Below are 12,093 nucleotides of genomic sequence, written 5' to 3'. Positions count from 1 at the left end.
GCATACGAGTGCAATCAAACGTCCGGTGATAGAAAGGGATGGAAAAGCCATTCTTTTGAGCTTCAATGAAGATCAATATAGAGCCCTTTTCAAATAGTTGAATCCTTTTGTTGTTATTTTTTGTTAAATAGCTGTGCAGGTACTAAAACTGTATTAAATTTGACCATGGTTAAAAGACTGATAATTGCGCTTGTATTGCTGCTGCCCATTAAATTAATGGCACAGGGAAATGTAAACGGAACTGTTTATGATTTCGATAATAAGACTTTTCCGTTACAGCAGGTAGCCGTTAGAAATTTGAACACCAAACAGGTTGCCGTAACTAAGGCTTCGGGCCAGTTTACGATAGCTGCCAGTAAAGGGGATCTCATAGAGTTTTCCCTGGTGGGTTACCATACAGACACACTGTTTCTAACAGACTTAAATCCCAAGACTATATTTTTGCCAGTAAATTCTAAGAACCTGAAAGAAGTAAGTATTGTTAGTGCAAAGCTTTCTCCTTATCTGGACCTGAAGAAAAATCAGGAAAATGCTAAGGAGGTTACCCGGGTTTCTACAGATGGTTTGGATGGTAAAAAGAACGGCGACCGTGCAGGAGGGTTGATCTTATCTTTGGGCTACGGGAAATATAAAAGGGAACAGGCCAAGTTGCGGGCACTCGAGGAGCGGGATGTTTACGAAACAGAAATCAATAACAACTTTAACGAGCAAACGGTTAGTGATCTGGTCAAGTTGAAAGGCCAGGAGCTCAAAGATTTTATGTCTATGTTCAGGCCCTCTGTTCCACTAGTTAAAGGAGAGCGCCCATTTAATTATTCCTTTTATATTGCACAGGCTTATCACCGCTGGTTGAAAATGACTCCGGAGGAAAGGAAGCCGGTACCTATCCAGAAACTGAAGCAAAACTAACGTTACATTGCAGAAGCATCAAATGGATTTAATACATTTACTTCTGTCAACCGTAAATTATTGATTCATGAACTGGAAGTCTTCAAAACCCCGGTGGGTTTTAATTCTGCTCTGTGCTTTAAGTTTAAGCAGCACAGCACAACAAAACAATCCTACTGATGGTAACTATGATGCTCATGCTGCATTTGGACCATTATTCTATACCCAGAATGGAAATGAATACCGTTCTGCAAGTGGTTACCCGGGACCAAAATACTGGCAGAATCGTGCCGACTATAATATAGCGGCTACGCTGGATGAGGTTAAGAATACTGTTACAGGTACAGTAGTCATTACCTATAAAAACAACAGCCCCGATAAGCTACCTTATCTTTGGCTGCAGCTGGACCAGAACTTATTTTCAGAAAAGTCGAGGGGGGCTGCACTCATCCCTCCAGGAAGTCGTTATGGTGCAAGGGGAGAAAAGGTAGACGGTGGCTATCGTTTGAAAGATCCCATAGTTTCTCAAAAAGGTAAGGCAGTTAAATTCACCCCCATTATCGAAGATACAAGAATGCAGATCCGTCTTGAAGAGCCTTTGGCAGCAGGAGAAGTAATCAGTATTAAAATAGATTATTCTTTTGTGATCCCGGCCAATGGGTCTGACCGGATGGGGCATCTGGAAACCAAAAACGGAGAAATTTATACAATTGCGCAATGGTTTCCGAGAATGTGTGTTTATGACGATGTACTGGGCTGGAATACCCTGCCTTACTGGGGGGCATCTGAGTTCTATTGTGAATATGGTGATGTAGATTTTACCGTGAATGCACCGGCAAGTCATCTGGTGATGGGGTCTGGTGAATTATTGAATCCCCAGGAAGTGTTTACTGCGCAGCAACTGAGCCGCTGGAATGCGGCAAAGTCGAGTGATCAAAAGGTAAGTATCCGCTCGGAAGCGGAAGTGACGGATCCGAAGTCTCGCCCGGCTAAGGACAGATTGACCTGGAGGTTTAAAATGAACAACACCAGAGATGTGGCCTGGGCTTCTTCAAAAGCATTTGTACTGGATGCCGCCAGGATCAATTTACCAAGTGGTAAAAAGGCGCTGGCCGTTTCGGCGCAACCTGTAGAGAGTAACGGTAATGACAGTTATGGGCGAGGTGTGGAGTATGTGAAAGGTGCTATTGAACATTATTCTCGAAAATGGTTTGAGTATCCTTATCCAATGGCGGTAAATATTGCTTCAAATGTTAGCGGTATGGAATATCCTGGTATCGTTTTTTGCGGGTGGAAGGCAAAAACTTCTGAAACCTGGGGTGTTATTGATCATGAATTTGGTCATACCTGGTTCCCTATGATCGTAGGGAGTAATGAACGTAAGTATGGCTGGATGGATGAGGGTTTCAATACTTTTATCAATGGCTTATCTAATGATGCTTTTAATAATGGAGAGTATAAGAATGCACCAGTGGATATGCATGCGAATGCCAGGTTTATGGGAAGTCCGGGTGTGGAGTCTATTATGCTGAGCCCTGACGGGATGAAGGAAAGAAATATTGGCTTGAACTTATACTATAAACCTTCCTGGGGATTGAAAATACTGAGGGACCAGGTGCTTGGTGCAGATCGTTTCGACTATGCTTTTCAGAATTATATTAAGCATTGGGCATTTAAACACCCTACACCTTTTGATTTTTTCCGTTCTATGGATAATGGTGCCGGCGAAGATCTTTCCTGGTTTTGGAGAGGTTGGTTTCTGGAGAGCTGGAGGATGGACCAGGCGATTACCAGTGTAGCGCCAGCAAAGAAAAATGGAGTTGCAGATGGTTATAATATTGTCGTGGCGAATTTGGAAAAAATGCCGATGCCCGTTATTTTACAGATCACGACGGCTAGTGGAAAGAAAGATATTGTTAAGCTTCCTGTGGATGTATGGATGAGGAACAGCAGCTGGATCGTACACTATCCGACAAACGAAGAAGTGGTGTCTGTAGTATTGGATCCGGATAAGGTACTGCCAGATGTTAATCCCGACAACAACACCTGGAGTAAGTAATCTTATTGTAGCGGAGTTTCCTTAAGCGTGGCTGCTGCTGGCGCCTTCGAGTTCAAAGATCTCCAGATCGAAATATCTTGCAGAAGCTAAAAGATGATCGAAAATGTCGGCCATAATGTATTCGTAATCCGCCCATTTGGTGGTGCTGGTAAAGGCATAAATTTCTATAGGTAGTCCGGTTGCCGTTGGGGCCAGGTGTCTGACCATCATGGTCATCCGTTTGTGTGTTCCAGAGTGGTTGCTGATGTAGTTGTCTATGTACTTCCGGTAGAGCCCGGCATTGGTTAGGTTTCGGCCGTTGATCAGCAGACTTTTGTCAGCACCAATACGTTCATTGTTCTTGTCAATGTCTTTTTTCCGGTGATCAATATAGGCACTGAGGGTTTGGATTCTTTTAAATGCTTCTGCCTCTTCATCGGTAATGAAACGTATAGTGGACTGTTTGATGTAGATGGCCCGTTTAATCCTTCTTCCTCCGGTTTCCTGCATCCCTCTCCAGTTCTGGAAGGAGTCTGAAATCAGGGAATAAGTGGGGATGGTGGTGATGGTTTTGTCAAAGTTCTGGACTTTTACAGTGGTGAGGTTGATTTCTATCACATCACCATCGGCTCCATATTTGGTCATGGTGATCCAGTCTCCGATGCGGACAATATCATTTGCACTGACCTGTATACTAGCTACAAAGCCCATGATGGTGTCTTTAAACATGAGTAACAAGACTGCTGAAATGGCGCCCATTGCGGAGAAAAAGGCGACCGGAGATTTTCCGGTGAGGTTGGAGAACATCAATATTGCGCCGAACAGGAACAAAAATATGCGGATGACCTGCAGGTAGCTCTCTATAGGTTTTTCCCGGAAGGTGGTTTTTTTTCTCAGGGAATCTGCACCGGAGCGAAGCAGGGACATGATCATCCAGATGATGATGATAATCATATAGATGTCTGTGAGCTGGTTTAAGGGAGAAATCAGCGCGGGGAAATGGATGAAGACAGCTGGAATGGCATTTTTGACCAGGATCAGCGGAACACTCAGGGCAAGAAAATGTGGAAATCTGTTTTCCAGTAAATGGTGGAAGAAATCTATCCTGGAGCGTTTGGCAACACGGATCAGTGCGATCCTCAGCAAGCGTCTCACCAGGTACTGCAGGAGGTATACCAGCAGTACCAATAGAGTCAAAAGTGCAAACAGGTTAATGTAAACAGCCAGGCTTTCCTGTATTCCCCATTTCAAAAGGAGCTGGTAAGTGTACTGACTGATGTGATTGAGACTATCGTAGTTTGCTGCTGCTTTCATTTAAAATGGGTTAAATTAAGTAGAGGCAACAGATTACGAAAAATATTTTAAAATCCAGAATTATTTAAAAAAGCTTGCAATAAGTTTGTCTGCATCGATTGCCGGTGCCGGTGGGTCCAGACGGATCAGCCAGCCTTTTTGTTTAAGTAGGGCGATATCTACTTTAGCTACAGATAGGTCTTTACCTTTCAGAGACTGATGATAGATCAATGGTTCTTTTGGAGCTATATTGGCCGGGGTGTGGTACAGAATTTCCAGTTGGAATTTTGGCCATAATTGTATGTCTCCCATATTAGCAGAAAAGATCCGGACGGCTTTATGTGGTGGAATGACACCTGCAAATTCCCCTTTAAAGTGCTGGTTCTTCTCTGTGGTGAAACTGAGCAGAAGCTGATAAGAACTTTCATTGACTAGATGGAAATGAGCAACGGCCTGACTGTGCTGGTCGCTCACCAATCCAAGGTATATGCCTTCATCGATAAAAACGGCTTCTGGAACAGTGGTTTCCGTCCTGTTTTTAACTATACCGCTTTCATCTGGGATATCCCCGTGTACAAGCGTTACTTTTGAAGCCATTACGGGTATCTCAAAGTCGTTGTTATCTGTTACACCGATCATATCTTTGTCAATGATGCGGGTAATATACCCTTCTATATTCTCGTCTACAAAACGAACAAAATCACCTAATTTTAATTGCATAATTCAAACTTAGATAAAATTGAATGAAATCTACCTCATTCTTCCTAATTTTGCAGCATGGCAAATGCAGAAGAACAGGTAAATAATCCCCTGCACGGGAAAACACTGGAGTTTATTTTAAAACAGCTGGTTTGGCATTACGGCTGGGAGGAACTCGGCCAGCTGATCCGTATTGCTTGTTTCAATAACAATCCGACAATGAATTCCAGTCTTCGTTTTTTACGCAAAACGGATTGGGCACGTAAAAAGGTAGAGCGTCTTTACCTGAACACTTTTCATTAGAGCGTAAAAATTGTTAAATCGGTGTATTGATTCCGGTTGATCTCTATTAAATACCTGATTTAATGCTTAACTTTAAGTATGATCAACAGATTTACTCTTTTTTTATCCTTTGCCCTGCTGAGCCTGGGCGTTCATGGGCAGCAGCTGAAAGGAACTGTGTCGGACCGAAATTCAAGGTACCCACTGGAACAGGTACAGGTTTTTAATAGAAATACTGGGCATAGTACTGTCACGGATGCGAAGGGAAGGTTTAAGATCAATGCTGTCGCCAATCAGGTCATTATATTTTTTCAGCCGGGGTATTTACCAGATACACTTTTCCTGGTGAATATGAGCCCTGTGAAAAGGTATTTGACTGCAGATCGTAAAACTTTGAATACCGTAGAGATCAAAGCAAAAACATTTAACCCGGAGATCGAATATGCGGATGTTTACCGTAAAGCGGATCCTACCCGGCTGGAAGTGAACAAGCCTTTTGGATTTTCGCCTTCTGCGTACTTTGGCAAGGAAGGGAAAGAGGCCCGGAGATTGAAGCGGAAACTGGAAAAGGAGAAAACAGAGCGGAAGATCGATGCCAGGTTTAACAACGCGGCTGTAACGGCACTTACTCCTCTTAAAGGCACTGATCTGGATGCTTTCATGACGCGTTACCGTCCTACTTTGGAAGTACTCAATAAAATGGATCAGGAAGATCTTAAGTTTTATATCATGAATTCTTACAAGGAATTTAAGGACTTGCCTCCGGAAAAAAGAGCAATGCCAGATTTACATTAACAACACAACAGATTTTAGGGGCTAAATTAGGTCGGAAACCCTTGTACGCTGCTTCAAGGCTAACGATATGAGGAAGGCGGAATTAGGCCGGAAAATTCTGTACAGCTGCTTCAAGGCTAACGATATCAGGCGGCTGAAAAAGCCGCAGATCTCTGAGGCCTTTCTGCAGCGTACGAGAATTTTCCTTAGCAAATTGCAGAGGGAGGGAGGAGACCAGGCATGATGCGGTTTTTTTGCACGTCTGGTTTGCCCTGATTATTCTATATTGGAATAAGTTTACATGTATGCAGTTCTAAGTTTGTTGTTTTTCAATCCTGTTGATGTGCTGGCGTGCACAACCAGAGCAGGATATATACAGCAAGTCTGATTAGGCTTGAAATCCGGAAAAAAAGAAGGTGTAAGGGAGAAGGCCTTTTAAGGTTTGCGGGCTTTTCTGCCCGCCTAAGCTTAAGCAGCCTTCGAGCTTATCCTTCTTTTTTAAATTAAGCACCCGGCAACTTCTCTGTTTTTTTATTAAACTCCCTGTAAATTTCTTAATTAAATCCATTGATTTCTAAATTTGCAGCTCAGCGCTCCTTATTGCTGAAAGAAGTAAATCCGTTATACAGAACAACAACCGCGTTAAAATTATCCCCGGAGGAAAAATCAGATTTTATTTGCTAACGACTTGATTTATAAATTGTATTGTCTTACCTTTGCAGTCCCTTAGTGAGGGGTAAAGTTTTTAAACATTAATAGAAAACAACAAAAGAACAATGCCAACCATTCAACAATTAGTTAGAAAAGGTAGAGTAGCACTGGAGTTCAAGAGTAAGTCTCCGGCGTTGGACAGCTGTCCACAGCGAAGAGGTGTATGTACACGTGTGTACACCACTACCCCTAAAAAACCAAACTCAGCAATGCGTAAAGTTGCCCGTGTACGTTTAACCAATGGTAAAGAGGTGAATGCCTATATCCCTGGTGAAGGTCACAACTTACAGGAGCACTCAATCGTATTGATCCGTGGTGGTCGTGTTAAAGATTTACCTGGAGTACGTTACCACATCATTCGTGGAGCATTAGATACTTCAGGAGTAGCTGGTCGTAACCAACGTCGTTCTAAATACGGAACAAAACGTCCTAAGCCAGGACAAGTAGCTGCGGCACCAACAAAAGGTAAAAAGAAATAATTAGGAGGACAAAAAAATGAGAAAATCAAAACCAAAAAAGAGAATCATTCTTCCTGATCCGAAATTTAACGATGTTCAGGTGACCCGTTTCGTTAACAACATGATGTTTGACGGAAAAAAATCTATCGCTTATTCTATTTTTTATGATGCTGTTGAATTGGCAGAGAAAAAATCTGGTGAGAATGGATTAGAAGTATGGAAACGTGCTTTAACAAATGTAATGCCTGCTGTAGAGGTTAAATCTCGTCGTGTGGGTGGTGCAAACTTCCAGGTACCTACAGAGGTAAGACCTGACCGTAAAATTGCTTTAGGCATGAAATGGTTAATTTCTTACGCTCGTAAACGTGGAGAAAAAACAATGAAAGAAAAATTAGCAGGTGAAATCGTTTCAGCAGCTAAAGGTGAAGGTGCAGCAGTTAAGAAAAAAGAAGATACGCATAAAATGGCTGAAGCCAACAAAGCGTTCTCTCATTTCCGTTTCTAATCCAAGTAGAATCATAAAATGTCAAGAGATTTAAAATACACAAGAAACATTGGGATTGCAGCTCACATTGATGCGGGTAAAACCACAACAACAGAGCGTATCCTTTATTATGCTGGTGTTAGTCACAAAATTGGAGAGGTGCACGAAGGTGCTGCAACAATGGACTGGATGGCACAAGAGCAGGAACGTGGTATCACGATCACTTCTGCAGCAACAACTGTAGGTTGGAAATACAGAGGACAGAACTACCATATCAACATTATTGATACACCGGGACACGTGGATTTTACCGTAGAGGTAAACCGTTCGTTACGTGTATTAGATGGTTTGGTATTCTTGTTTTCAGCAGTTGACGGTGTTGAGCCTCAATCTGAAACCAACTGGCGTTTAGCCAACAACTACAACGTTGCCCGTATTGGTTTCGTAAATAAAATGGACCGTTCCGGAGCAGATTTCTTAAAAGTTGTTAAACAGGTTAAAGACATGCTGGGAAGCAATGCAGTTCCTCTGCAATTGCCTATTGGTGCTGAAGACAGCTTTAAAGGTGTAGTTGATTTGATCAACAACCGTGGTATCGTTTGGAATGAGCATGATAAAGGAATGACCTTTACTGAAGTGCCAATTCCTGAAGATATGCTGGATGAGGTTGCTGAGTGGAGAGAGAAATTGCTGGAATCAGTAGCGGAATATGATGAGACTTTGATGGAGAAATTCTTCGAAGCCCCTGAAACCATTACTGAGCGTGAAGTTTTAGACGCTTTGCGTCAGGCTGTATTGGATGCTAAAATTGTACCTATGGTTTGTGGTTCATCTTTCAAAAACAAAGGTGTACAAACTATGCTTGATTATGTGATGGAGTTATTGCCTTCACCTATGGATCAAGAAGGTGTAACGGGTATCAATCCAAATACTGGTGAGGAAGTATTACGTAAACCTGATGAAAAAGAGCCTTTTGCAGCTTTAGCTTTTAAAATTGCAACAGATCCTTTCGTAGGTCGTTTGTGCTTTATCCGTGTATATTCAGGTAATCTTGAAGCAGGTTCTTATGTGTACAATGCACGTTCTGAGAACAAAGAGCGTATTTCCCGTATCTTCCAAATGCACGCCAACAAGCAAAATCCAATCCCTAATGTAGGTGCTGGTGATATTGCTGCGGTAGTAGGATTTAAAGATATCAAAACTGGTGATACGCTTTGCGATGAGAAAAACCCGATTATTCTGGAATCCATGAACTTCCCTGAGCCGGTTATCGGTTTGGCTATTGAGCCTAAAACTCAGGCTGACGTAGATAAATTAGGTATGGCTTTAGGTAAACTGGCTGAAGAAGATCCAACTTTCAGGGTTCAAACTGATGAGGAAACTGGTCAGACTGTTATCTCTGGTATGGGTGAGCTTCACTTAGATATTTTGATTGACCGTTTAAGACGCGAATTCAAAGTAGAAGTTAACCAGGGAGCTCCTCAGGTTGCTTATAAAGAGGCAATTACTGGTACAACTCAACACCGTGAAACTTATAAGAAGCAAACAGGTGGTCGTGGTAAATTCGCGGATATTCAGGTTATTATTTCTCCTATTGATGCAGATTACGAAAAAGGCGGATTGCAGTTCGTAAACGAAATCGTGGGTGGATCTATTCCTCGTGAGTTTATCCCTTCTGTAGAAAAAGGTTTTGCTGCTGCCATGTCTAATGGTGTAGTTGCAGGTTACCCGCTTCCTGATATGAAGGTTCGTTTGATTGATGGTTCATTCCACGCGGTCGATTCAGATGCTTTATCTTTCGAGATTGCTGCTCGTTCAGCATTCCGTGAGGCATTGCCTAAGTGTAAACCGGTATTAATGGAGCCGATCATGAAAATTGAGGTGCTTACACCAGAAGAAAACATGGGTGATGTTATGGGAGACTTAAACCGTCGTCGTGGCCAGCTGCAAGGTATGGATACACGTAATGGTTCTCAGGTAATTAAAGCCTTGGTTCCACTTTCAGAAATGTTTGGTTATGTAACTCAGTTACGTACAATTACTTCTGGTCGTGCAACTTCTACAATGGAATTCGATCACTACGATCCAGCGCCTAAAAACGTTCAGGAAGAGGTGATTGCGAAATCAAAAGGAAAAGTTAAATCTTCAGATTAATAAATAACACCGGCAGCCTGTTATTAATAGCTCTAACAGGCCGCCTTAATTAAATAAATAAGATGAGCCAAAGAATCAGGATCAAATTAAAATCTTACGATTACAACCTGGTAGATAAATCTGCTGAGAAAATCGTAAAAACTGTTAAACCTACGGGTGCAGTGGTTAGCGGACCAATTCCGTTGCCTACAGAAAAGAAAATCTTTACAGTTTTGCGTTCACCGCACGTGAACAAAAAGGCTCGTGAGCAGTTTCAATTGTGTGCATACAAACGTTTGTTAGATATTTATAGCTCTAACTCTAAGACAGTTGATGCTTTGATGAAACTTGAATTACCTAGCGGTGTTGAAGTAGAAATCAAAGTTTAATGACGATACTTAATTGAACAAAAGGCCTCTGCATTTATTTGCAGAGGCCTTTTGTTTGACGTGATGCCGGCCTGCGCGGGGATGATGGCTAGCGTTTATTAACGCTCCCTGCTTTTATAATCTTCAAGTTTATTGCGTTCGTCCTGTAATTCCCGGGCTAATTTTTTCTCTTTGTCATTGGCTTTTACTTTATAGGCCTGGTATTCATCAGCTATTTCCTGGTATAGGGTAGACCTGTATTTGGCTTCATGAATGTGTTTAGCAGAACGGACCACCACAAATGCAAGGGCAAGTGCCAGTACAACGATTAGTGTCCACACAATGCTGTTATAAGTCGATTTGGTAAAGGGAATGCCCAGAAAGCTAATCTCATTCAGTTTTGCATTCGAGCTCGCCAGAGAGCTTTCTTTGCCTTCTATCTGGGCCTTTAGGTCTGTGATGGTTTTTTGCTGCTCTTTAATTTTTGCTTTGGATGCAACGAGTTGTTTTCTTTCTGTATTTATGGTGTCTTTTACATTTTTCCAAAGACCAGACAGTCTGGCTGGGTTGATTAATTTAGCGCCATAGAGTGTTTTTGACTTTGACAACATGAACTGGTACTGACCGGAAAGAGAAGGGTCTGTTTTTGTAGTGTCTTGAGCAAAAGTGACTTGCGTAATCAGCAGTAAACAAATTGCTGCGAATAAAGGAAGTATAAATCTTTTCATAACATAGGATTGGTTTGCTTAATTTAACATAAATATTTTAATTTTATTGTGTTTTAATTGTAGATGGTATATTTGTCGGGATGTCGGTACTACTATTTACAGTTATTGTTTTGGCTGGAGCTTTTCTGGCTGGCCTGGTAGGTTCTTTAACTGGTTTGGGAGGGGGTGTAATCATAATTCCGTTGCTAACCCTTGCTTTAGGTGTAGATATCCATTATGCCATTGGTGCCTCCATTGTATCTGTAATTGCGACCTCTTCCGGTTCTGCCGCAGCTTATGTAAAGGAGGGAATCACCAATATCAGGATCGGGATGTTCCTGGAGATCGCAACAACTATAAGTGCCATCTTTGGTGCAGTAATCACGGTGTTTATTAACCCCAGTTATATTGCTGTGATCTTCGGATTAATCTTGCTTTTTTCTGCAGCCATGATGCTAAAGAAAAAGGTAGATCATTCTGATACAGATGCTTCTGGTAAAATTGCTGGTTTTTTTAAATTGAACGGCAGCTATCCTACCGAGGCAGGAGAAAAGAAATATGGGGTGCATAATGTGATTGGTGGTTTTGTGATGATGTTCTTTGCAGGTATCATTTCTGGTTTGCTTGGCATTGGTTCCGGAGCCTTAAAAGTGGTCGCAATGGACAATATCATGAGAATTCCGTTTAAGGTCTCTACAACAACCAGTAACTTTATGATGGGGGTTACAGCTGCTGCGAGTGCTGTAGTTTATCTGCACCGGGGGCAAATAGACCCAGGTATAGCGATGCCTGTAACCGTGGGTGTTTTGTTGGGCGCAACGATAGGTTCTAAGATCCTGGTTAAAGCAAAGACTGATAAATTGAAAGTAATATTTGCTGTAGTGGTGGTTATCTTAGCTCTGCAGATGATTTATAATGGCTTATCTGGTAAATTATGAAAAAGTCAAAACACTATTTTGCTGATAAGGATGTACAGGTGATATTGGGTACCTTGCTTAGAGTGGGGGTTATTTTATCCATGTCTGTGGTATTATTGGGTGGAATAATTTATCTTCTGCACCATGGAAAGGGTTTGGTTGATTACAAGGTATTTGACTCGTCAAAGAATCAGTATGCTTCTATTCTGGCTATTTTTGAAGGAATAAAACGTATGGATAGTCAGGCAGTTATACAATTTGGCGTGCTTTTACTGATTTTTACGCCAATAACAAGAGTTGTTTTTTCTATCTTTAGCTTTCTGATTGAACGGGATTATATG

The 12,093-nt window shown here is 41.8% G+C and carries 13 protein-coding genes and 1 pseudogene; 11 read left to right on the top strand and 3 right to left on the bottom strand.

What is annotated here, in order from left to right; translation table 11 throughout:
- The 3 genes and pseudogenes from DBR11_RS30270 to DBR11_RS20765 all read left to right on the top strand — a co-directional run.
- Positions 1–97 (top strand): annotated as a pseudogene (locus tag DBR11_RS30270) (arsenate reductase); the annotation flags it as partial.
- 68 nt (positions 98–165) lie between these two features.
- Positions 166–909 carry a hypothetical protein gene (locus tag DBR11_RS20770; protein WP_108554534.1) on the top strand — a complete coding sequence of 248 codons (744 nt, stop codon included), beginning with the start codon at positions 166–168 and terminating at the stop codon, positions 907–909.
- 67 nt (positions 910–976) lie between these two features.
- Positions 977–2,947, top strand: a complete 1,971-nt coding sequence (locus DBR11_RS20765; RefSeq protein WP_108554533.1) for a M1 family metallopeptidase — start codon at positions 977–979, stop codon at positions 2,945–2,947.
- A gap of 21 nt (positions 2,948–2,968) precedes the next feature.
- Here DBR11_RS20765 and DBR11_RS20760 read toward each other — a convergent pair whose 3' ends face one another.
- Positions 2,969–4,240, bottom strand: a complete 1,272-nt coding sequence (locus tag DBR11_RS20760; RefSeq protein WP_108554532.1) for a mechanosensitive ion channel family protein — start codon at positions 4,238–4,240, stop codon at positions 2,969–2,971.
- Between the two features lie 60 nt (positions 4,241–4,300).
- A complete protein-coding gene (locus DBR11_RS20755) occupies positions 4,301–4,939 on the bottom strand; it encodes a hypothetical protein (protein ID WP_108554531.1) in 639 nt (212 codons plus the stop codon).
- Positions 4,940–4,996: 57 nt separating this feature from the next.
- Here DBR11_RS20755 and DBR11_RS20750 point away from each other — a divergent pair, with 57 nt between their 5' ends.
- From DBR11_RS20750 to rpsJ, 6 genes are all read left to right on the top strand, one after another.
- Entirely contained in the window at positions 4,997–5,221 is a 225-nt protein-coding gene (locus DBR11_RS20750) for a VF530 family DNA-binding protein (RefSeq protein WP_108554530.1), read from the top strand.
- 78 nt (positions 5,222–5,299) lie between these two features.
- A complete protein-coding gene (locus tag DBR11_RS20745) occupies positions 5,300–5,995 on the top strand; it encodes a carboxypeptidase-like regulatory domain-containing protein (RefSeq protein ID WP_108554529.1) in 696 nt (231 codons plus the stop codon).
- Positions 5,996–6,750: 755 nt separating this feature from the next.
- A complete protein-coding gene (gene rpsL, locus DBR11_RS20735; protein WP_008244597.1) occupies positions 6,751–7,164 on the top strand; it encodes a 30S ribosomal protein S12 in 414 nt (137 codons plus the stop codon).
- 16 nt (positions 7,165–7,180) lie between these two features.
- Positions 7,181–7,648: a 30S ribosomal protein S7 gene (gene rpsG / locus DBR11_RS20730; protein ID WP_084287544.1), complete on the top strand. Its 468-nt coding sequence runs from the start codon at positions 7,181–7,183 to the stop codon at positions 7,646–7,648.
- A gap of 18 nt (positions 7,649–7,666) precedes the next feature.
- Positions 7,667–9,781, top strand: coding sequence for an elongation factor G (gene fusA / locus DBR11_RS20725; protein ID WP_108554527.1), 2,115 nt, complete (start codon positions 7,667–7,669; stop codon positions 9,779–9,781).
- Positions 9,782–9,843: 62 nt separating this feature from the next.
- Positions 9,844–10,149, top strand: coding sequence for a 30S ribosomal protein S10 (rpsJ, locus tag DBR11_RS20720; RefSeq protein ID WP_008244591.1), 306 nt, complete (start codon positions 9,844–9,846; stop codon positions 10,147–10,149).
- Between the two features lie 98 nt (positions 10,150–10,247).
- Here rpsJ and DBR11_RS20715 read toward each other — a convergent pair whose 3' ends face one another.
- The gene (locus DBR11_RS20715; protein ID WP_108554526.1) at positions 10,248–10,856 is read right to left on the bottom strand and encodes a hypothetical protein; all 609 of its coding nucleotides are present in this window, start codon (positions 10,854–10,856) and stop codon (positions 10,248–10,250) included.
- A gap of 80 nt (positions 10,857–10,936) precedes the next feature.
- Between DBR11_RS20715 and DBR11_RS20710 the strand changes: the two genes are divergently transcribed.
- Both DBR11_RS20710 and DBR11_RS20705 read left to right on the top strand, forming a co-directional pair.
- Complete coding sequence (locus DBR11_RS20710; RefSeq protein WP_108554525.1) at positions 10,937–11,773, top strand: sulfite exporter TauE/SafE family protein; 837 nt, start codon at positions 10,937–10,939, stop codon at positions 11,771–11,773.
- On the top strand, positions 11,770–12,093 hold a 324-nt coding region (locus DBR11_RS20705; RefSeq protein ID WP_233260849.1), incomplete at its 3' end, for a DUF1634 domain-containing protein. The genes DBR11_RS20710 and DBR11_RS20705, both read left to right, overlap by 4 nt.

The sequence above is a fragment of the Pedobacter sp. HMWF019 genome, from assembly GCF_003061025.1.
In the GTDB taxonomy this organism is placed as follows: Bacteria; Bacteroidota; Bacteroidia; order Sphingobacteriales; family Sphingobacteriaceae; genus Pedobacter.
The sequence above is the reverse complement of the archived record's forward strand: the minus strand, read 5'-3'. Positions and strand labels throughout refer to the sequence as shown.